The organism is Shinella sedimenti, from assembly GCF_022601905.1.
Lineage (GTDB): Bacteria > Pseudomonadota > Alphaproteobacteria > Rhizobiales > Rhizobiaceae > Shinella > Shinella sedimenti.
This window is the reverse complement of the sequence record NZ_JAKVIN010000002.1, coordinates 351787-371411: the sequence shown is the minus strand read 5'-3', so window position 1 is coordinate 371411 and position 19625 is coordinate 351787. Positions and strand designations below refer to the sequence as shown.

Here is a 19625-nt window from a genome sequence, read left to right as displayed (position 1 = left end):
ATTTTAGGGCATGCTTAAGCGCCCGACGGAACGGGAAGGACGTCGCAACAACGATGGTCTCCTTTATGGCGACACGATGAGCGGGATCGAAAGGCCGGCGTGCGAGCGCGTTCGGCTGGCCCTTTCGGCCATCATCGCCAGCGAGACGTTCGCCCGCTCGGAGCGCCTCCGCTCGTTCCTCGCCTACATCGTCGAAATGGATCTGTCCGGCAAGGCAAGTCACCTCAAGGGTTACAGCATTGGCGTCGATGTTTTCGGGCGCCCGCCCGGCTTCGATGCGGGGAGCGACCCCTTGGTGCGCGTACAGGCTGGAAAGCTGCGCAAGCTTCTGGAGCAGTATTACAACACGGAAGGTGCGCCCGATCCCATCCGCATTCGCGTGCCGCTCGGCAGCTATGTTCCGGAATACAGTTTCGTCGGCATGGGCGCGTCGGTAAAAGCGATCCGCGACATCGAGACACACCGGCCCCGCTCCGTACCCGACACGCCCTCGCGCTCCTGGCTTCCAGCGCCCGTCTCATCTCACCTGGCGCTCTTCTCCTTGCTCCCGCTCTTTTTTCTCGCTCCATCAGTCTATGAGGGCGCAACCAATGCGGCGATCGGCAAGGCCCAGTTCGCGCTGTCAGCCCAGAATCGGTTTCCCAGCCAGACTTTGGCCCTGCCGCGCCTACGCATTCTCCGCTGCTGGCCGGCCGGCAGTGAATGTCACGTTCTGGCCGACGCCATCGAAAAGGCAGCGGGCTATCACAGGACCGTACGTGTCGCCGGATCGCGCGAGAACGACCCCGTTGCTTTGTCCTATGCCATCCGCATCGAAACGCAGCCGGATGGAAACGGCGTCTATATCCGCCTTTTCCACGAAAGCTCGGGCGTGGCGGTCGATACGCGGCATTTTTCTCGCGACCAATTGGGAAGTGCCGAGGCCGTCGCCTACGAGGCGGTGAACTTCACAGCGCGCGCCCTTTCCGTGAACGGTCCGCTCTATCGCCATGCCGCACGCACCGGCATTGCCAGCAGCCTCATGGAGTGCCTGATCCACCGGACCTCCCGGCTCTCGTCGAGCGCGTCTTTGCGCGCAAAATCGACGGCGTGCAGCACGACGCCGCCGAGCACGCTCGCCGAGATCGCGCCGCCGAACGACGCGCCCTCCTCGCAGTGAAGGCGCTGCCGCTTTCCCGTGCAGCTGGTCACGAAACATACATCCCTAGATGTAGCGATAGGCATTCGCACGCCGTGCAGCTATTTTTGTATAACAAGCACGTCGATAGGATTCCGCCCTGCCTTCCCTTGCAGGGGCCACGGTCGGAATTGCTGTCGCAATCATGTCCCGGCAACGGCAATGCACATACCAGCCGGATGACGGGACGCCACACGACACTATGCGCCATCGCGACCGCCGGCTTTTCCGAAAGCAGGTCCGCACTGGCAACCGGGGGTAATCTATGACCACTCTTCTTTCATGTGGAAGGCTATCATGATGGCCGGGGCGTCGAAGAAAGCCGAAGCACGGGACGGCGAACGCAAATCCATCCGTTTTCTGCCGATAATGCCGCTGCCTGACAACCTGCCGGAGGGCCGCCTTGCCATCGCCGACATGGCAAATGCCTTCGGCGTGACCCACCGAACCCTGCACTTCTACGAGGAAAAAGGCCTGCTGACCGCTACGCGCGTCGGCCCCATGCGGGTCTATGGTCAGGGCGAGATCCACCAGATGGCGGTGGTCAATACCTGCCGCGAAACCGGCATGCCGGTCGCCGTGATCCAGGAGCTTCTGGAGCAGCTTTCCGCCGCCCAGACACAGGACGAGGCAGACTTCGTCTTCCAGTCGGCGATGCTTGCGCGCAAACGCGAACTGGCCGCCCAGCAATCGACGATCCGCCGGCAGATGCAGCAGATCAACGAACTGCTCGACTTCGCCTCCGCGCCGGAAATTGAAGTCAACGACAATGCCCCGCCGGCTCATCTGACGTCCGTGGAACTGCGTTGCCTGGAGCTGATGACGGAAGGCTATCCGACCAGCAGGATCGCCCGCGCACTGGACATGGAGCCAGGTGAGGTGCAGGTCATGGAGAAGACCATCATCGGCAAATTCAACGGCAACAACCGCTTCCAGGCGATCGCCAAGGCCGTCATGCTCGGGATCGTCGGCCACTGAGGCCGACGAGCGACGATCCTATCGAACGATCGTCAGCGTTTCAGCGGCACGCGTGATGGCGGTATAGAGCCACCGCTCGCGCGTATCGCGAAACGCGAAGCTTTCATCGAACAACACGACATTGTTCCACTGCGAACCCTGCGCCTTGTGCACGGTCAGCGCATAGCCGAAATCAAACTCGTCATAACGCTTACGCGTCGACCACGGGATTTCCTCGTCGAGATTCTCGAAGGCCGCCTTCAGAAGCTTGATCTTGGCCGCGCCGCGATCCATGTCGTCGTCTTCGGGCCGGATCATCAGGTTGATGCCCGGCTTCACCGTCTCCTTGGACGAACTCATCACCTGCCAGAGCGAGCCGTTCAGCAGCCCCTTTGCCGGATCGTTGCGCAGGCACACCAGCTTGTCGCCCGACTGCGGATAGTCCGTGGTGAAGCCCTTCAGCTCGCGGAGCCGCTGATTGTAGCGGCGGCGCGTGCGGTTGGTGCCGACGAGAACCTGATCGGCATCCAGCACAAGCGACTGGTCGACTTCGTTGCGGCCGATGACGCGGGCCGCGCCATAATCGCCGTAATCGATGTCGCTGCCTTCCCGCACCTGCATGGCAAGCTGGATGATCGGGTTGTCGCGCGCCTGACGATGGATGTCCGTCAGCAGGTAATCCGGCTCCTGGTTCGTGAAGTATCCGCCACCGCTCACCGGCGGCAACTGACCGGGGTCGCCGAGCACAAGGATCGGCGTGCCGAAGCTCATGAGGTCGCGGCCAAGCGCCTCGTCGACCATGGAGCACTCGTCCACCACGACCAGCGCCGCCTTGGCGACGGGGCTCTGGCGGTTGATGGAGAACATGGGCGAGATCGAGGTCTTGCCAGTCTCCTCGTCGGACACCTCTTCCTCGCCGCGCGGGCGATAGATCAGCGAGTGGATCGTCTTCGCATTGGAGGCGCCCTTGGAACGCAGCACCTGCGCAGCCTTGCCGGTGAAAGCCGCAAACAGCACCTCACCATCGACATTCTCGGCGAAATGGCGTGCGAGCGTCGTCTTGCCGGTGCCGGCATAGCCGAACAGCCGGAACAAGGGCTCGCGTCCTTCCTTCAGCCACCGCGAAACGGCCTTCAGCGCTTCATCTTGTTGGGGTGCGAATTCCATGGCGGGACTTGGCAGGATTCGCGGCGGCGAAGCAAGGGGCACGCCGATGAGTTCACAAGCAGGTATAAAATACCCCTCCCCATATTTCGCCCTGTCTTCGTCGGAGATCACGCGGTATGGAAGGCCGATCTTCCCGGAGCCGCCACGTGCCTTCCCGAAACCAGAAAGAAGTCGCTCTCAGACAGACCGGTATCGGCCGATTGCCATCCTGGCTGCAATGGGGCTTCGTCGCCGGCCTTTCCGTGCTGACCACGGTGCCGCTCGAAATTGCCGGCCTGCCAGCTGCCCTGCTGATCGGCCAGATGCTGGCCGGCATAGCTGTCGCGCTCGCGGGCAGCACGATCCGCCTGCCCCGCCTCTTCTTCTTTTTTGTGCAGGTCGTGCTGGCGCTGATGATCGCGTCCATCGTTTCGAAGGATTTCGTCGGCACCTTCCTCGATAACTGGCTGCTGATCCTGCTCGTGGTGACGTCGGTCATCGGCATGAGCACACTGTCCGGCTGGCTGATCACCCGCACCGGCATCCTTCCCGGCACGACGGCGATCTGGGGCTCCTCGGCCGGCGCGGCTTCCACCATGATGATAATGGCGGAGGCCTATGGCGCGGACGCCCGCCTCGTGGCCTTCATGCAATATCTGCGCGTCGTTTTCGTCGCGAGCTTTGCGACGCTCGTCGCCCATTTCGGCGGCCATGACGGCGCCTCCGTGCCGCCGCATGCCTGGTTTGCGCCCGTCCCGATGCTGCCGCTCGCAGCAATGCTGGCGATCGGCGTCGTCGCGGGCCTGATTGGTCAGAGACTGCGCGTTCCCGCCGGTGCTTTCCTCGTACCCTTCGCGCTGGCGTCGGTGCTGAATTCCTCGGGCACCGTCACCATCGAGCTGCCGGACTGGCTCCTCGTCATCGCATTTACCCTGCTTGGCTGGAACATCGGCCTCGGCTTCAGCCGCGCAATTCTCATGCACGCCCGCCGCGCGCTGGTGCCCACGATACTGTCGATCCTCGCGCTGATCGGATTTTCCGGCCTGCTTGCGGGATCGCTGATCCTGCTGCTCGGCATCGATCCGCTGACGGCCTATCTGGCAACCAGCCCGGGCGGTCTTGACTCGATCGCCGTCATCGCCGCATCCAGCAATGTGGATATCGCCTTCGTGATGACCCTCCAGACGGCGCGTCTCATCCTCGTGACCATCATCGGCCCCTGGCTCGCGCGCTTCGTAGCCGACCGCGCCTAGATTGGCCCGAAGAAAAGACCAAGGGTAGCTTGGCAACAAAACGCACAACAACGTCTTGACGGAAAGCGGCGGCCTCAATAAATGACTGACGGTCAGTCATATTGGAGATTACATGTCGCCACGTCGCGTAGCGGATCCCGACAGGGCAAGCGAGATCGTCGCCAGTGCTGCCCGCCTCTTTAGGGAAAAAGGCGTCAAGGCAGTCTCGATTGATGACATTGTACAGGATGTCGGCATCGCCAAAGGTACCTTCTACCTCTACTTCAAGTCCAAGGACGGTCTCCTTGAGAAGCTGGCGGAAGCCTTGGTCCAACAGATGGTGCTTGCCGTCGAAGAAGCGGGCCGAAAGGAAGGCGCAGCTATCGACCGCTTCGTCGCCGCGGTACTTGCGATGCAGAGCATTGACCGAAGTCAGCACTATTTGGCGGATGCGCTTAACCACCCTGAAAATAGCGCTTTGCACGATCTGGCCAACATGGCGCTCGTGCGTGAGGTCGCACCTGTCCTCGCCGTGATCGTCGAGCAGGGCAAGCAGGATGGGGCCTTTGACGTCGAGGACGCCCGGTCGACGCTCGAATTCCTGCTCGCCGGGCAGGCCGCCTTGCTGGGCGGCGGGCGCTTCAACTGGTCACCTGAAGAGCATGCGGCACGACTGCGCGCGACCTTCGTTATCATCGAGCGGTCCTTGGGCATACAGCCCGGGAAACTTGTCGAGCGGTTTACCGCCCTTGGAATAGGCCGACATGAGCCGCCAGCATGATCCCCATGATCCGTCACCGCCCGGTCCACTTTTTCCAGGCTACGCTCCGTCATCAAACAGAAAGGCAAGTCTATGAGCACCATAACCATTGAAAAATATGTCGATGGCATCCGCGTGGAGGAGTTGAAGCTCCCCACAGCACCGCTCCGCTTCGTTGCAGGGCTTCTGCCCGCCAGAGCACGACGCGAGTTGCTTCAGCACGGCCTCGACATCGATGCATTGCTATATGGTGCTACCCCCTCACCGGAACCGCAATGGATGGACGTTGAAGAAAAGAACGTTGCAAAGCGCATTCGCATTTCGCGGCAAGACTGAACTGACCATGGCCGTTCGGTGACGGCCGACCGCTCTACCACCAAAGCCCAACGTTGGGCCGCTCCCAGGACGCCGGCATCGTGTACCACCAGATCGCGTTGCCGGCTCCCAGACTATCGCAGCATCGGCCAGAGGCTCGCCACGAGCAGCAGCGCCATCGAGATGTTGAACCATTTCAGCCGCACCGGATGGGACAGCCATTGCCGCAGCGCCGAGCCGAAACCGGCCCAGGTGGAAACGCTCGGGAAATTCACTAGCGCAAAGGCGACGCCGACGATCAGGACGCTCGTCGTATAGTTCGCCGCATCGGTATAGGTCGCCATCGCGGAAACGGCCATCACCCACGCCTTGGGGTTTACCCATTGAAAGGCGGCCGCCTCCAGCAGGCTCATCGGCCGCGCGCCGGCCTTGCCTTCGCCAAGCGTGCGCGACGTCGCGATCTTGCAGGCGATCCACAGCAGATAGGCCCCGCCTGCAAACTTCAGCACCGTATAGACGAGCGGCACCGTCTCCAGCAGCGCGCCGAGCCCGAAGCCGACGGCAAGCAGTAGCGAGAGAAAGCCCAGGCCAATGCCGCACATATGCGGAATCGTACGCACGAAGCCGAAGTTCACGCCCGACGCGAAGAGCATCATGTTGTTCGGCCCCGGCGTGATGGACGTGGTAAAAGCGAAGACGAGAAGCGCGAGAAAGATTTCGACCTGCATGGCAGAACTCTGGGAATCCGGATTGTTTTTTCAGATTGATAGTCCATCTCCTTGCAACGACCAGCCAATTCTTGTCATGCATACAATTGCACGCGGTACGGCAGATGGAGCGCGAAATGAAAGCGGAACTACCGGCAGTGACCCTTCCCGGCGGACGACAGGTGCCCGCCCTCGGCCTCGGGACGTGGCACATGGGTGAAAGCCGGGCATCGGCGGCGCAAGAAGCGGCAAGCCTGCGCGCCGGGCTCGATCTTGGCATGACGGTCATCGACACGGCGGAAATGTATGCCGATGGCGGCGCCGAAACGGTTGTCGGCGAGGCCATCCGGGGCCGGCGCGACGAAGTGTTCCTCGTCAGCAAGGTCCTGCCACACAATGCCAGCCGCGCTGGCACGATCGCGGCCTGCGAGGCCAGCCTTGAGCGGCTCGGGACCGACCATATCGACCTCTACCTGCTGCACTGGCGCGGGCGGTATCCGCTCGCCGACACCGTCGAGGCGTTCGAACGCCTGAGGGCAGACGGCAAGATCGGCGCCTGGGGCGTTTCGAACTTCGACGAATCGGACATGAAGGAATTGCTCGGCGTCGCTGAACCCGCGCGCCCGATGGCAAACCAGGTGCTCTACAACCTCGCCCGCCGCGGCATAGAGTATGATCTGCTGCGCTGGAGCCAAGTGCAGGGCATCCCCGTCATGGCCTATTCGCCGCTGGACGAGGGCCGTCTGCTCGGGCATCCGGTGCTGGAAGAAATCGGCCGCATTCACAATGCCGGCAGCGCGCAGATCGCGCTCGCCTTCCTGCTCACCAAGGCCGGCGTGATCGCCATTCCGAAATCCGGCTCACCGGAGCGCGTGCGCGAGAATTTCAAGGCATCGGAGATCCGTCTTACATCGGAAGACCTGCGCCTGCTCGACGAGGCTTTTCCGCCACCGACGCGCAAGCGGCCGCTGGAGATGATCTGAAACGAAAAAGGCTTTCCGTTCGACCGGAAAGCCTTTTCATTTTTCGACGTTCTCCCGCGCTCGCCTAAGCGAAGCGCGGCGGCGATTACATGCCCTGGGAGCCACGGTTCATCGCGGCAATGCCCGTGCGGCACACTTCGATGAGGCCGAGCGGCTTCATGACGGCCACGAACTGGTCGACCTTGGACGACTTGCCGGTGATCTCCAGGATGAAGTGATCGACGGTGGCGTCGACGACCTTGGCGTGGAAGGCATCGGCGAGGCGCAGCGTTTCGGCCCGCATTTCGCCGGAGCCACCGACCTTCACCAGCGCGACTTCACGCTCGATTGGCCGTTCCTGGCCCATGGCCTTGGCCCGCACGGTCAGATCGACCACGCGGTGAACCGGCACGATGCGCTCGAGCTGCGACTTGATCTGCTCCAGCACGCCGGGCGTGCCGCGCGTCACGATGGTGATGCGCGACAGATGCGCCTCGTGCTCGGTCTCGGAGACCGTCAGGCTCTCGATGTTGTAGCCGCGGCCCGAAAACAGGCCGATGACGCGCGCAAGCACGCCCGGCTCGTTATCGACCAGGACGGAGAGCGTGTGGCTCTCCGCAACCTGGGTCTCGGCGGCGATGAAGTAGGCGGAACCGGTGGGCTGTAGGTGTGCGTTCATGGAATCTACCTCTTCATCAAACGAGCTGGCGGCCCTTGGCGTCAATCGCGTTGGCAACCGCCTCGTCCGTGGCTTCATCGGGCAACAGCATTTCGTTATGCGCCTTGCCCGACGGGATCATCGGGAAGCAGTTGGCGAGGTTGGCTACGCGGCAATCGAAGATGACCGGACGCTTGACGTCGATCATTTCCTGGATGGCCGCATCCAGATCGCCAGGTTTGTCGCAGGCAATGCCCACGCCGCCATAGGCTTCCGCCAGCTTGACGAAATCGGGCATCGCCTCCGTATAGGAGTTCGACAGACGGTTGCCGTGCAGCAGCTGCTGCCACTGGCGTACCATGCCCATATACTGGTTGTTCAGGATGAAGATCTTGACGGGCAGGTTATACTGAACCGCACAGCTCATCTCCTGAATGCACATCTGGATGGAGGCATCGCCGGCGATGTCGATGACGAGGCTGTCACGGTGCGCGACCTGCACGCCGATCGCCGCCGGGAAGCCGTAGCCCATCGTGCCGAGGCCGCCCGAGGTCATCCAGCGGTTGGGCTGCTCGAAGCCGTAGAACTGCGCCGCCCACATCTGGTGCTGGCCGACTTCCGTCGTGATGTAGGTGTCGCGATCCTTGGTCAGCTCGTAGAGACGCTGGATGGCATATTGCGGCATGATCACGTCGTCGCTCGCCTTGTAGGCAAACGAGTTGCGGGCACGCCACTTGGCAATCGACGTCCACCAGTCGGCCTGAATGGCCTTGTCGTAACTCTTTGAACCGGCGCGCCACTGGCGGACCATGTCCTCCAGAACGGCGCCGACATCGCCAAGGATCGGCACGTCAACGCGGACGTTCTTGTTGATCGAGGACGGGTCGATGTCGATATGGATCTTCTTCGAGTTCGGCGAAAACGCGTTGAGGCGGCCGGTGATGCGGTCATCGAAACGCGCACCGATGCAGACCATGACATCGCAGTCATGCATCGCCATGTTCGCCTCGTAGGAACCATGCATGCCGAGCATGCCCAGCCAGTTCTTGCCCGATGCCGGATAGGCGCCCAGGCCCATCAGCGTCGACGTGATCGGGAAGCCAGTGATCTCGACCAGTTCGCGCAGCAGGCGCGAGGCTTCCGGACCGGAATTCACCACGCCGCCGCCGGAATAGATGACGGGACGGCGGGCCCCCTTCATCAAGCTGATCGCCGCCTCGATGGCGCGCGCGTCACCGGAGGTCTTCGGCTGGTAGCTCTTCTGGATGGGCGCTGCGGATGGCGGCGTGTAGATGCCGGTCGCAAACTGCACATCCTTCGGGATATCGACGACGACAGGGCCCGGGCGGCCGGACTGCGCGATGCGGAAGGCCTCATGGATGATGCGGGCGAGATCGTTGACGTCCTTGACCAGCCAGTTGTGCTTGGTGCAGGGGCGCGTGATGCCGACCGTGTCGCATTCCTGGAAGGCATCGGATCCGATGAGCGTGGTCGGAACCTGGCCGGTGAGGCAGACGAGCGGGATCGAATCCATCAGCGCATCCTGCAACGGCGTGACGGCATTGGTCGCGCCGGGACCGGAGGTGACGAGCATGACGCCAACCTTGCCAGTGGAGCGGGCATAGCCTTCGGCCATGTGACCGGCACCCTGCTCGTGACGCACGAGGATATGCTCGATGTCGTCCTGCTGGAAGATCTCGTCATAGATCGGCAGGACGGCACCGCCCGGATAGCCGAAGATATGTTCAACGCCGTTGTCTTTCAGGGCCTGCAAGACAATTTCGGCGCCCGTCATCTGATTTTCTGTTCCGCTCATCGGATGTTTCCGTCCGTTTCTTTCGTATTGTCGGGGTGCTTATAGAATTTTCGGGCATAAAAAAAGGCCCCTGGAGGAGCCTTCTTACCGCGCATGGGTGCTTTCGCCGGATGGTTACACCATCCTGCCCATGCGCCTTCCCACCACAAGAATGATCGTCGTGAAGTTATTCATGGTGCGGAGTGTTAACGGCAAATCGAATGCACGTCAACGCCTTTCCCCCCACTCGACTGCCACGATCAGGCACAACGGCGCCGCCAAAGCCATTGAAACCGGCCACAACCGGAAACGGGTTATTAAGCCGGATTCCCTAAAGTAAGAGATCGGAGGCAAGGAGCGCCGGATTTGCTGAACAACGATTTTCAGATGTCGATCACCGCCGGCGAACAGGAACGCCGGGATGAGATGGCCGCCGGAAACCGGATGCTGGGCCGTGTCGTTGCTTGCAGCGGGTCGCGCGCCACCATCTGCGCCACAGCCGAAGGCGGAGAAACCTCCCTTACGGAACTGTGGGCTGTCGGCCGCCTTGTCTCGATCTCCGTCGGGCGCAACCGTATCGTCGCACTCGTCTATTCGATGGCCACCAACCAGCAGGGCTGGATCGAAAACCAGGACACGACGTTCCATGTCGAAGTCGAGTTGATGGGCGAGGTGCGCGTCAGCGCCGACGGTCGCGAGGACTTTTCAGCCGGCATCAGCGAATATCCTTATCTCGGGGCCATCGCCCACAGGATTCGCTCCTCGGATCTGGCGAAAGTCTACGATACCGGCAAGGACGATGTCTGCACCATCGGCAAGCTCACGCAGGACGAGCAGATCGACGCCACCATCCATGTGCCATCCATGCTTGAGAAACACTTCGCCATCGTCGGAACGACGGGCGTCGGCAAGTCCACCGCCGTCACCCTCCTGCTTCACAAGGCGATCCAGGCCGACCCGCAGCTGCGCGTGCTCATTCTCGACCCGCACAACGAATTCGCCTCCGCCTTCGGCGACCTTGCCATGGTCATCGATACGGACACGCTCGACCTGCCGTTCTGGCTTTTCCGGCTGGAGGAGTTCGCCGAGGTGATCTTCCGCGGCCGTCCGCCCGTGCCGGAGGAAATGGACATCTTGCGCGACCTGATTCCGGAGGCCAAGCGCGCCTTCCGCGGTTCGCCCGAAAGCGGCCTGATGCGCCGCACCAGCGAAAAAAGCTCGATCACCGCCGATACGCCGGTGCCTTTCCGTGTGGCCGACCTTCTGGCGCTGGTCGACGAACGGATCGGCCGCCTCGAGGGACGGGCGGAAAAGCCGCATCTGCGCTCGCTCAAGAGCAAGATCATGTCGGCGATCAACGATCCGCGCTACCACTTCATGTTCTCCTCGAACACGATCACCGACACCATCCTCGACACCATCGCCCGCATCTTCCGCATTCCCGGCGACGGCCAGCCGGTGACGACCTTCCAGCTCGCCGGCATCCCTTCGGAAGTGGTGAACTCGGTGGCATCGGTTCTTTGCCGCATGGCCTTCGAGATCGGCCTGTGGAGCCACGGCGGCGTGCACATGCTCGTCGTGTGCGAGGAAGCGCACCGTTACGTGCCGGCCGATCCCAATCTCGGCTTTACGCCGACGCGGCAGGCCATTGCCCGCATCGCCAAGGAAGGCCGCAAATACGGCGTCTCGCTCGGCATCATCACGCAGCGCCCGGGCGAACTCGATCCGACGATCCTGTCGCAATGCTCGACGATCTTCGCCATGCGGCTTGCCAACGATCGCGACCAGGACATCATCCGCTCGGCCATCCCCAATTCGTCGTCCTCCACGACGAGCTTCATCTCCTCGATCGGCAATGGCGAGGCGATCGCCTTCGGCGAGGCGGTGGCGGTGCCGATGCGCATGCGCTTCACCCGCGTCGATATGAACCGCCTGCCCAAGGCCAACGGCACGGGCAACATACACACTGAGGAAACGCCGCAAAGCGTCGATCTTCGCTCCATCGTGGCACGTATGCGCTCGGTCGCAGGTCCTGATATTTCCGGCTTCCAGTCTTCATATCTCGCGGCGCGCAATACAAGCGCTGCCGCAACAAGCGGATACGAGGACGCGCCCTACGAGGACGAGGAAGACTATATCGATACGCTGCAAGCCGCGGCACAGAAGGCGCCGCAACCGGCAGCCCACGAACCCTATCGGCCTGATATGCTGCCCGGTGCCGCAAGCGCATACCAGCCGCCGGCAAACGAGCGCTTCGATTCCATTCGCCGCGAACTTGCGCCAGAACCGCGCCGCCCGGAGGCCGATCTCTACCGCCAACCGCCGCGCCCCGCCTTCGGCGAACAGCAGGAACCGCGCCGCGAAGGCTCCATCCGCGAGCAGCTTTTGAAAAAGCCGCTGAGCAGCCTGATCAGGCGCTAGGATCGATGCGTTGCCAGCTCTCATCGAGCTGGTTGCGGAACCACGTCATCTGACGCTTGGCATATTGCCGTGTCGCGGCCGCGCCGCGCTCGATGACCTCGGCCTCGCTCAACTCGCCCGCCAGCAAGGCCGCGATCTGCGGCACGCCGATCGCCTTCATAACCGGCATGGCGGGTGAAAGATCGAGCGCCATCAACGCCTTCACCTCCTCCACCGCACCGGTCTTCAGCATCTCGCCGAAGCGCCGGTTGATGCGGGCGGCAAGGACGGCGCGGTCCGGCAGGACGACGATCTTTCGCGCGCGCGCCGGATCGATCACCGCCGGCCCCGACCCCGCCTGGAATGTGGAGATGGAGCGCCCCGTCGCGTCCAGCACCTCCAGCGCGCGGAGGATGCGCTGGCCGTCACCGGGCATCAGGCGCGCGGCCGTTTCGGGATCACGCTCGTCGAGCACCCGGTGCAGCGCTTCGGCCCCTTCCGCCGCCAACCGCGCGCGCAGCCGCTCCCGCACATCATCGGGGATTTCAGGCATATCCGAGAGACCGCCGGTCAGCGCGCGAAAATAAAGCCCGGTGCCCCCGACGAAGACAGGCAGCTTCTGCCGTTCGCGCAGTTCGGCGACAAGAGCGGTCGCCTCGCGCAGCCATTCGCCCGTCGAATAGGCGGCTGCGGCCGGCACGTGACCGTAAAGCCGATGCTCCACGCCCTCCAGATCCTGCGGCTGCGGCCGTGCCGTGAGGATGCTTAGCGTGTCGTAAACCTGCATGCTGTCGGCGTTGATCACGACCCCGTCCTGTTCGGCGGCAAGGCGCATGGCCAACGCGGACTTGCCGCTCGCCGTCGGGCCCGTTATCAGGATCGCGTCCTGCATTCGATCAAGGTTTCTCATCATGGCTTTCGTTGCCACGCTTGTCGCCAATCCGTCAAATCCTGTTCTGACGCCATCGCTTGCCGAGAAGGCCGCGGATGCCGTCAAGGCTTCCGGTCTCTACTGGCTGGCGGACGGCATCGCCTGCGATATCGCCCTGCGCGACGACAGCGATATCGAGGCCGCGAGCGCGGCGCTACGAACGGTCATCGGCGATGCGCCGGTGGACCTCGCCGTGCAGGCGGCGGAAACGCGGCGCAAGAAGCTGCTGATCGCCGACATGGATTCCACCATGATCGGCCAGGAGTGCATCGACGAGCTGGCCGCCGAAGTCGGGTTGAAGGACAAGGTTGCCACCATCACCGCCCGTGCCATGAACGGCGAGATCGCCTTCGAACCCGCGCTTCGCGAGCGTGTCGCCCTGCTCAAGGGCCTGCCGGTCTCCGTCATCGACGAGGTGATCGAAAAGCGCATCACGCTGACGCCGGGCGGTCGCGAGCTGATCGCCACCATGAAGGCGAAGGGCTACTACACCGCCCTCGTCTCCGGCGGTTTCACCGTCTTCACCAGCCGCATCGCCGCCACGCTCGGCTTCCACGAGAACCGCGCCAATATTCTTCTCGACGCCGATGGCAGGCTGACCGGCGAGGTCGCCGAACCCATCCTCGGAAAGCAGGCCAAGGTCGACGCCCTCAACGAGATCGCCGCCCGCCTCGGCATTTCCCCCGAAGAGGCGATGGCCGTCGGAGATGGCGCAAACGACCTCGGCATGCTGCACCTTTCCGGTGCCGGTGTCGCGCTGCACGCCAAGCCCGCCGTGGCGGCCGAAGCGAAGATCCGCATCGACCACGGCGACCTCACCGCGCTGCTCTACCTGCAGGGCTACCGCAAGAGCGACTTCGTCACGGCGTAGAAAAGCCGCTGAAGCAATGCTCCAGCGGCCTGAATCAATCTTTGCATTGACGTCGCCAAGTCCCTGGCGGGACTCGCATTTCAGTCGATGCGCACTGTGATGTAGCGCAGCGCGCCGGTGCGGTCTGCGATCATCAGGAGCGCGTTGCGGCGATCTTCCGACTTGAGCTTGGCAACGCGGGTCTTGACCTCTTCGGCCGTGGTGACCGCCTCCTGACCGATCTCGACGATCACGTCACCCGGCACAATGCCGCGCTCGGCGGCCGCCGTGTCAGGGGTGACCTCGGTGATGACGACACCCTTGACGCTTTCCGCGATATCGAAAGTTTTGCGGGCCGTCTCGTCGAGATCGCCGATGCCCATGCCGAGTACCAGCTCGGTGTTCTGCGGCTCGGCCTGCTCCTCGCTGTCGGTCGTCGTATCCTCTTCGGTCGTGCCTTCGTCCGGCGTTGCGGCATCCTCGGCATCGACCTGCTTCTCGCCATCCTCGAGGCGGCCGAGGGTGACCTTCACCGTCATCTCCTTGCCGTTGCGCAGCAGCACGACATCGACGGCCTTTCCGACGGGGCTTTCGGCGACGACGCGCGGGAGATCGCGCATTTCATGCACATCCTTGCCGTCGAAACGGATGACGACATCGCCTGTCTGGATCACGCCGTTATCGACAGGACCGCCCTTGATGATGCCGGCGACGAGCGCGCCCTTGGCCTCGCTCATGCCGAGGCTTTCGGCGATATCGTCAGTAACCGGCTGGATGCGCACGCCAAGCCAGCCGCGGCGGGTCTCGCCGAATTCGCGAAGCTGCGAGAAGATGTTCTGCGCAAGCTCCGTCGGAACCGAGAAGCCGATGCCGATCGAACCGCCGGACGGCGAGATGATGGCCGTGTTGATACCGATGACCTCGCCCTTCATGTTGAAAAGCGGGCCGCCCGAGTTGCCGCGGTTGATGGCCGCGTCGGTCTGAATGAAGTTGTCGTAAGGGCCGGCATTGATATTGCGGCCGCGCGCGGAAATGATGCCGACCGTAACGGAGCCGCCGAGCCCGAAGGGGTTGCCGATGGCCATAACCCAGTCGCCGATGCGCATGACGCGGGAATCGCCGAACGGAACGGCCTTCAACGGCGCTTTCGGCTCCACCTTCAGCAACGCGAGGTCGGTCTTTGGGTCGGTTCCGACGAGCTTGGCCTTCAGCTTGGAGCCGTTGGCGAAATTCACCTCGATATCGTCGGCGCCTTCGATGACGTGATTGTTCGTGGCGATGTAACCCGCGGGATCGATGACGAAGCCCGAGCCGAGCGAATTGACCGTCTGCCCCTGGTTAGAGCCTTCGCCACCGTCACCCTTGAAGAATTCATCGAAGAAGTCCTGGAAAGGCGAGCCCTCCGGCACCTGCGGCATGGGCGCCTTGTCCTCGCTCTTCACGTTCTGCGAGGTCGAGATGTTGACCACGGCATCCAGCAGGCCCTCGGCAAGATCCGCCACCGATTCCGGTCCGGCCTGACGCGCCTGAGCCATCGCTGGTGCTGCGAGCGGGCCGGCGGCCAGCGAAAAGCTCATCGCAAGCGTGAGCGCCGCGTTGGCAACGCTGGACTTCATCTTCAAAGCCATATTCGGCATCCTCTCGGGTCTGTTCGGCTGCGGCGAGTGTTCGCCGCGGATACGGCGAAAATCAGTCTGCCACGATGATTTGTCTGAACTTTTGCCTGTCTTCGCCGCCACTCGCAAGGGCAGCCTTCAGGCCGTGCGGAGGAACCACACCATCAGCACGCCGAGCGCCACGGCAAACAGCCCCGAAAGTCTGAGCTGGTTCTCCGGAATCTGCGGCAGCAATTCCGCCATGCGCTTCAAAACCGAAGGGGCCAGTGCGTACACCAGCCCCTCGATGATCAGGAAGAACGCGATCCCCGTCAGGAAATCGGACATGGCGTTCTCAGTTTGCGGTGGACGGCGTCGTGGCCGCACCGTTCGTCGTGCCCGTGCCCGTGCCGTTGCCCGTGGGCGCCGGTCGTGTGCCCGCCGCATCCTCGAAGTAGCGGAAGAACTCCGACTGCGGCGAGAGCACGAGCGTCGTATCCGACGAGCCCATCGAGTCCCGATAGGCGCTCATCGACCGGTAGAAGTCGAAGAAGGCCGGATCCTGGGAGAACGCTTCGCCGAAGACGCGGTTACGTTCACCGTCGCCTTCACCGCGAAGGATTTCAGAATCACGCTGGGCGGCGGCGATGAACTCGACGACCTGACGATCGGCGATGGCGCGGCGACGCTGTCCGGCCTCGTTACCGCGGGCGCGGATCAGTTCGGCTTCCGCCAGACGCTCGGCCTTCATGCGCTCGTAGGTCTGCTGCGAGACTTCCTGCGTGAGGTCCGTACGACGGATGCGGACATCCTCGATGGTAAGGCCGAGGTTGGAGGCGTCGGCGGTCAGTTCTCCGCGAACTTCGCGCATCATCGATGCGCGCTCTTCGGAAAGAGCGGATTCGAAGCCGCGCAGACCGTAGACGCGGCGCAGAGCCGAATCGAGACGGGTGCTGAGGCGGGCCTCGGCCGATTCCCGGTCACCCGAGACGGCCTCGCGGAAGCGACGGGCATCCGTGATCTTGTAGACCACGAAGGCGTCAACCTCGTAGAACTTGCCGCCCGAGACCTGGACACGGATATCGTCGAGATCGAAGCGCAGGGCCTGATCCTGGATATACTGGACGCTATCGGCATCCATGAAGCCGAAGGGCAGCTTGAAGTACAGGCCCGGCTCGGTCTTCACGTCCTGGATCTGGCCGAAGCGGATGACGATCGCCTGCTGGCGCTCGTTGACGACGAACACCGACGAATAGGCGATGAAGAGAAGAACGCCGAGGGCGATCAAAACGGCTGGCAAACGGTTACCCATTACTGCGAACCTCCTGCCTGCTGACCGGTCGTACGACCGAGTTCATTAAGGGGAAGGAAGGGAACGACGCCCTGTCCGCCCTGCTTTTCATCGATGATGACTTTCTTGGAGTTCTTCATCACGCCTTCCATGGTTTCAAGGAAGAGGCGCTTGCGCGTCACGTCGGGCGCGATCTTGTACTGATCATAGATGGAGATGAAGCGTGCCGCCTCACCTTCCGCTTCCTTGACGACGCGATCCTTGTAGGCGGCTGCCTCTTCGCGGATCTGCGCGGCCTGACCACGTGCGGCACCGAGCTTCTGGTTGGCGTACTGGTTGGCTTCTTCCAGGAAACGGTCTTCGTCCTGTTCGGCGCGCTGCACTTCATCGAATGCATCGGCCACTTCGCGCGGCGGAGCCGCATCCTCGATGGCGACCGTGTTGATCGAGATGCCGGCACCATAGGCATCCATGGTCGCCTGGATCGTCGTCTTCACGCCTTCGGCGATGGCCTGACGGTTATCGCGGAAGATATCCTGTGCCGGACGGCGACCGACGACTTCGCGCATGGCGCTTTCGGCGACCTGCTGCAGCGTTTCGGCCGGGTTTTCAAGGTTGAAGAGGTAAGACTGCGGATCCGTGACCGTGTAGAGGACGGAGAACTGCACGTTGACGATGTTCTGGTCGCCCGTGAGCATCAGGCCCGACGCTTCGGAGTTCGACGCGGCCGAACGGCGGCCGATATTGCGCTGCTGCTCCGTGATCTTGACCAGCTCGACCGTCTCGAAAGGCCAGAGATGGAAGTGCAGGCCCGGCATGGAGATTTCCTGCTTGGGCTTGCCGAAGCGCAGTTCGACGCCGCGCTCGTCCGGCTGGACGGTATAGATGGAGTTCATCAGCCAGAAGACGCCGACGAGAAGCAGCGCGATGACGACGACGCCACCGTTGAAACCGCCGGGCATGACGGTCTTCAGCTTGTCCTGGCCGCGCCGGATGATGTCCTCGATATCAGGCGGACCACCGTTACCGCTGCCGCCACCGCCGCGAGGACGGTTCGGTCCCTGCCCCCATGGCCCCTGATTGTTTCCGCCACCGCCGCCGCCGCCCCAAGGGCCGCCGCCGCCATTCTGATTGCTCCAGGGCATCAATACCTCTTTCTTTAAATCCCCATAGGCGCATGTCGCGGATTGTTTCGCCGCGCAACGCGATGTGAACCCGTTATAGGTATCCCACCGACACCTTTCAACAAATCCCGGTCGGCTTGGGTGCCCTTGCGGCAAAATAGTTCGTGATCGATGGGATTTACGGCTTAAACGGCCGATTTTCGACGCCAGGTGACGAAGCGCATGGCATGGCTGTCCTTCTCGCCGCGGGGAATCTCCTCCTCCTCGACCTTTTCGAAGGTGGCAGGGTCGATTTCCGGGAAGCGCGTATCGCCTTCCACATCTGCTTCGACATGGGTGACATGCAGGATATCCGCACGGCCGAAGACCTGCGCATAGATCTGCCCGCCGCCGATGACGCAGATTTCGTCCACGCCAAGCGTTTCCGCCTCGCGTGCTGCGGCGACCAGTGCGTCATCGAGCGAGGAAACCACCGAGGCGCCGGGCGCGGAAAACGCCGGATCGCGGGTAATGACGATGTTGGGGCGGCCCGGAAGCGGACGGCCGATGGAATCCCAGGTCCTGCGGCCCATCACGACCGGCTTTCCAAGGGTCAGCTGCTTGAAGCGCTTGAGGTCGGACGGCAGCCGCCACGGCAGGTCACCGTCGCGGCCGATGACCCCATTGCTTGCGACGGCGACGACGAGCACGATCCGGGGTTCATTCATGCGGGACAGGCTTTCGATAAATCAGACGGCGATGGGTGCCTTGATGGTTGAATCGGCTTCGTAGCCGACAAGCTCGAAGTCCTCGAATTTGAAGGAGAAAAGGTCCTTCACGTCCGGGTTGATCTTCATGAAGGGCAAGGGCTTGGGCCGGCGCGTCATCTGGGTGCGCACCTGCTCGAAATGGTTCGAATAGATATGCGCATCACCCAGCGTGTGCACGAAATCGCCCGGCCGCAGTCCCGTCACCTGCGCGACCATCATGGTCAGCAGCGCGTAGGACGCGATGTTGAAGGGCACACCGAGGAAAATATCCGCCGAGCGCTGGTAGAGCTGGCAGGAGAGCTTGCCGTAAGCCACGTAGAACTGGAACAGGCAGTGGCACGGCGGAAGCGCCATTTCATCGACCAGCGCCGGGTTCCAGGCGGAGACGATATGGCGGCGCGAATTGGGATTGCGTCGGATGCTCTCGACGACGGCAGCGATCTGGTCGAGATGGCGGCCGTCATATGTCGGCCACGAGCGCCACTGGTAGCCGTAGACCGGCCCGAGTTCGCCCTTCTCGTCGGCCCACTCATCCCAGATGGTGACGCCGTTTTCGTGCAGATAGGCGATGTTGGTCTCGCCCTTCAGGAACCACAGGAGTTCATGAATGATCGACCGCAGGTGCAGCTTCTTGGTGGTGAGCACCGGGAAGCCTTCCTCAAGATCGAAGCGCATCTGATAGCCGAAGACGCCGCGCGTGCCGGTGCCCGTGCGATCGCCGCGGTCGCTGCCGTTTTCCATCACATGAGCGAGAAGGTCGAGATATTGTTGCATGGTCGCCGCCGATTCTTGGTCCAGCGCGGTATATTACGGGCAGCCGCCGCAGCCGCCAAACGGCAAATGGAATATCCCCGACTTTCGGTGCGACAGGGCCCACGCCCCATCCGCATGGTTGCATAAGGTGGACCTGAACGCCTTTTGCAATTTCTGAACGAATTTCTGCGATCATGATCACTCATCTCACTGGGCGGGTCAT

General features: G+C 62.6%; 19 protein-coding genes. 8 read left to right on the top strand and 11 right to left on the bottom strand.

Annotation, left to right across the window (positions count from 1 at the left end):
* Nucleotides 1–76 precede the first annotated feature (76 nt).
* Nucleotides 77–1159 (top strand): hypothetical protein, encoded by a 1083-nt coding sequence (locus tag MKI86_RS05900; RefSeq protein ID WP_241598585.1) that lies wholly within the window; start codon nucleotides 77–79, stop codon nucleotides 1157–1159.
* Between the two features lie 318 nt (nucleotides 1160–1477).
* Entirely contained in the window at nucleotides 1478–2155 is a 678-nt protein-coding gene (locus MKI86_RS05895; protein WP_370879911.1) for a MerR family transcriptional regulator, read from the top strand.
* Nucleotides 2156–2173: 18 nt separating this feature from the next.
* Here the strand turns inward: MKI86_RS05895 and MKI86_RS05890 are convergent, their stop codons facing one another.
* Nucleotides 2174–3301, bottom strand: coding sequence for an ATP-dependent DNA helicase (locus MKI86_RS05890; RefSeq protein WP_241598581.1), 1128 nt, complete (start codon nucleotides 3299–3301; stop codon nucleotides 2174–2176).
* Between the two features lie 116 nt (nucleotides 3302–3417).
* Here MKI86_RS05890 and MKI86_RS05885 point away from each other — a divergent pair, with 116 nt between their 5' ends.
* The 3 genes from MKI86_RS05885 to MKI86_RS05875 all read left to right on the top strand — a co-directional run bounded on the left by MKI86_RS05885 (nucleotide 3418) and on the right by MKI86_RS05875 (nucleotide 5608).
* A complete protein-coding gene (locus MKI86_RS05885; protein WP_370879896.1) occupies nucleotides 3418–4533 on the top strand; it encodes an AbrB family transcriptional regulator in 1116 nt (371 codons plus the stop codon).
* Nucleotides 4534–4645: 112 nt separating this feature from the next.
* Entirely contained in the window at nucleotides 4646–5293 is a 648-nt protein-coding gene (locus MKI86_RS05880; RefSeq protein WP_241598577.1) for a TetR/AcrR family transcriptional regulator, read from the top strand.
* A 72-nt stretch (nucleotides 5294–5365) separates the two neighbouring features.
* Complete coding sequence (locus MKI86_RS05875; RefSeq protein WP_241598575.1) at nucleotides 5366–5608, top strand: hypothetical protein; 243 nt, start codon at nucleotides 5366–5368, stop codon at nucleotides 5606–5608.
* A gap of 113 nt (nucleotides 5609–5721) precedes the next feature.
* On the opposite strand, the gene MKI86_RS05870 is transcribed toward MKI86_RS05875, so the two are convergent.
* Nucleotides 5722–6315, bottom strand: coding sequence for a LysE family translocator (locus MKI86_RS05870; RefSeq protein WP_241598574.1), 594 nt, complete (start codon nucleotides 6313–6315; stop codon nucleotides 5722–5724).
* Nucleotides 6316–6431: 116 nt separating this feature from the next.
* On the opposite strand from MKI86_RS05870, the gene MKI86_RS05865 reads away from it, so the two are divergent.
* The gene (locus tag MKI86_RS05865) at nucleotides 6432–7277 is read left to right on the top strand and encodes an aldo/keto reductase (RefSeq protein ID WP_241598573.1); all 846 of its coding nucleotides are present in this window, start codon (nucleotides 6432–6434) and stop codon (nucleotides 7275–7277) included.
* An 85-nt stretch (nucleotides 7278–7362) separates the two neighbouring features.
* Here MKI86_RS05865 and ilvN read toward each other — a convergent pair whose 3' ends face one another.
* Nucleotides 7363–7935, bottom strand: coding sequence for an acetolactate synthase small subunit (ilvN, locus tag MKI86_RS05860; protein WP_134649507.1), 573 nt, complete (start codon nucleotides 7933–7935; stop codon nucleotides 7363–7365).
* 16 nt (nucleotides 7936–7951) lie between these two features.
* Nucleotides 7952–9730 (bottom strand): acetolactate synthase 3 large subunit, encoded by a 1779-nt coding sequence (locus MKI86_RS05855; RefSeq protein ID WP_241598572.1) that lies wholly within the window; start codon nucleotides 9728–9730, stop codon nucleotides 7952–7954.
* A 366-nt stretch (nucleotides 9731–10096) separates the two neighbouring features.
* Here MKI86_RS05855 and MKI86_RS05850 point away from each other — a divergent pair, with 366 nt between their 5' ends.
* Nucleotides 10097–12130 (top strand): ATP-binding protein, encoded by a 2034-nt coding sequence (locus MKI86_RS05850; RefSeq protein WP_370879910.1) that lies wholly within the window; start codon nucleotides 10097–10099, stop codon nucleotides 12128–12130.
* Here MKI86_RS05850 and miaA read toward each other — a convergent pair.
* Entirely contained in the window at nucleotides 12120–13022 is a 903-nt protein-coding gene (miaA, locus tag MKI86_RS05845; RefSeq protein ID WP_241599282.1) for a tRNA (adenosine(37)-N6)-dimethylallyltransferase MiaA, read from the bottom strand. The genes MKI86_RS05850 and miaA overlap by 11 nt on opposite strands.
* Here miaA and serB point away from each other — a divergent pair.
* Entirely contained in the window at nucleotides 13021–13911 is an 891-nt protein-coding gene (serB, locus tag MKI86_RS05840) for a phosphoserine phosphatase SerB (protein ID WP_241598563.1), read from the top strand. The genes miaA and serB overlap by 2 nt on opposite strands.
* 80 nt (nucleotides 13912–13991) lie before the next feature.
* On the opposite strand, the gene MKI86_RS05835 is transcribed toward serB, so the two are convergent.
* The 6 genes from MKI86_RS05835 to MKI86_RS05810 all read right to left on the bottom strand — a co-directional run bounded on the left by MKI86_RS05835 (nucleotide 13992) and on the right by MKI86_RS05810 (nucleotide 19423).
* Nucleotides 13992–15467: a DegQ family serine endoprotease gene (locus tag MKI86_RS05835; RefSeq protein WP_241599280.1), complete on the bottom strand. Its 1476-nt coding sequence runs from the start codon at nucleotides 15465–15467 to the stop codon at nucleotides 13992–13994.
* Nucleotides 15468–15644: 177 nt separating this feature from the next.
* Nucleotides 15645–15833 carry a DUF2065 domain-containing protein gene (locus tag MKI86_RS05830; RefSeq protein ID WP_241598560.1) on the bottom strand — a complete coding sequence of 63 codons (189 nt, stop codon included), beginning with the start codon at nucleotides 15831–15833 and terminating at the stop codon, nucleotides 15645–15647.
* 7 nt (nucleotides 15834–15840) lie between these two features.
* A complete protein-coding gene (gene hflC, locus MKI86_RS05825) occupies nucleotides 15841–16797 on the bottom strand; it encodes a protease modulator HflC (protein ID WP_241598558.1) in 957 nt (318 codons plus the stop codon).
* Complete coding sequence (gene hflK / locus MKI86_RS05820) at nucleotides 16797–17921, bottom strand: FtsH protease activity modulator HflK (RefSeq protein WP_241598556.1); 1125 nt, start codon at nucleotides 17919–17921, stop codon at nucleotides 16797–16799. Before hflK ends, hflC begins: the two co-directional genes overlap by 1 nt.
* Nucleotides 17922–18085: 164 nt before the next feature.
* Nucleotides 18086–18607, bottom strand: a complete 522-nt coding sequence (locus tag MKI86_RS05815; RefSeq protein ID WP_241598554.1) for a dihydrofolate reductase — start codon at nucleotides 18605–18607, stop codon at nucleotides 18086–18088.
* Nucleotides 18608–18628: 21 nt separating this feature from the next.
* A complete protein-coding gene (locus MKI86_RS05810) occupies nucleotides 18629–19423 on the bottom strand; it encodes a thymidylate synthase (protein WP_241598552.1) in 795 nt (264 codons plus the stop codon).
* Nucleotides 19424–19625: the final 202 nt, after the last annotated feature.

What these genes read in the sequence shown, in the direction of transcription:
- MKI86_RS05865 (WP_241598573.1), top strand. Translation starts at nt 6,432, where the DNA reads ATGAAAGCGGAACTACCGGCAGTGACCCTTCCCGGCGGACGACAGGTG.
- MKI86_RS05880 (WP_241598577.1), top strand. Translation starts at nt 4,646, where the DNA reads ATGTCGCCACGTCGCGTAGCGGATCCCGACAGGGCAAGCGAGATCGTC.
- serB (WP_241598563.1), top strand. Translation starts at nt 13,021, where the DNA reads ATGGCTTTCGTTGCCACGCTTGTCGCCAATCCGTCAAATCCTGTTCTG.
- MKI86_RS05830 (WP_241598560.1), bottom strand. Translation starts at nt 15,833, where the DNA reads ATGTCCGATTTCCTGACGGGGATCGCGTTCTTCCTGATCATCGAGGGG.
- MKI86_RS05870 (WP_241598574.1), bottom strand. Translation starts at nt 6,315, where the DNA reads ATGCAGGTCGAAATCTTTCTCGCGCTTCTCGTCTTCGCTTTTACCACG.
- hflC (WP_241598558.1), bottom strand. Translation starts at nt 16,797, where the DNA reads ATGGGTAACCGTTTGCCAGCCGTTTTGATCGCCCTCGGCGTTCTTCTC.
- MKI86_RS05815 (WP_241598554.1), bottom strand. Translation starts at nt 18,607, where the DNA reads ATGAATGAACCCCGGATCGTGCTCGTCGTCGCCGTCGCAAGCAATGGG.
- MKI86_RS05810 (WP_241598552.1), bottom strand. Translation starts at nt 19,423, where the DNA reads ATGCAACAATATCTCGACCTTCTCGCTCATGTGATGGAAAACGGCAGC.
- MKI86_RS05850 (WP_370879910.1), top strand. Translation starts at nt 10,097, where the DNA reads ATGTCGATCACCGCCGGCGAACAGGAACGCCGGGATGAGATGGCCGCC.
- ilvN (WP_134649507.1), bottom strand. Translation starts at nt 7,935, where the DNA reads ATGAACGCACACCTACAGCCCACCGGTTCCGCCTACTTCATCGCCGCC.
- MKI86_RS05900 (WP_241598585.1), top strand. Translation starts at nt 77, where the DNA reads ATGAGCGGGATCGAAAGGCCGGCGTGCGAGCGCGTTCGGCTGGCCCTT.
- MKI86_RS05875 (WP_241598575.1), top strand. Translation starts at nt 5,366, where the DNA reads ATGAGCACCATAACCATTGAAAAATATGTCGATGGCATCCGCGTGGAG.
- MKI86_RS05885 (WP_370879896.1), top strand. Translation starts at nt 3,418, where the DNA reads ATGGAAGGCCGATCTTCCCGGAGCCGCCACGTGCCTTCCCGAAACCAG.
- MKI86_RS05890 (WP_241598581.1), bottom strand. Translation starts at nt 3,301, where the DNA reads ATGGAATTCGCACCCCAACAAGATGAAGCGCTGAAGGCCGTTTCGCGG.
- MKI86_RS05835 (WP_241599280.1), bottom strand. Translation starts at nt 15,467, where the DNA reads ATGAGCTTTTCGCTGGCCGCCGGCCCGCTCGCAGCACCAGCGATGGCT.
- MKI86_RS05855 (WP_241598572.1), bottom strand. Translation starts at nt 9,730, where the DNA reads ATGAGCGGAACAGAAAATCAGATGACGGGCGCCGAAATTGTCTTGCAG.
- MKI86_RS05895 (WP_370879911.1), top strand. Translation starts at nt 1,478, where the DNA reads ATGGCCGGGGCGTCGAAGAAAGCCGAAGCACGGGACGGCGAACGCAAA.
- hflK (WP_241598556.1), bottom strand. Translation starts at nt 17,921, where the DNA reads ATGCCCTGGAGCAATCAGAATGGCGGCGGCGGCCCTTGGGGCGGCGGC.
- miaA (WP_241599282.1), bottom strand. Translation starts at nt 13,022, where the DNA reads ATGATGAGAAACCTTGATCGAATGCAGGACGCGATCCTGATAACGGGC.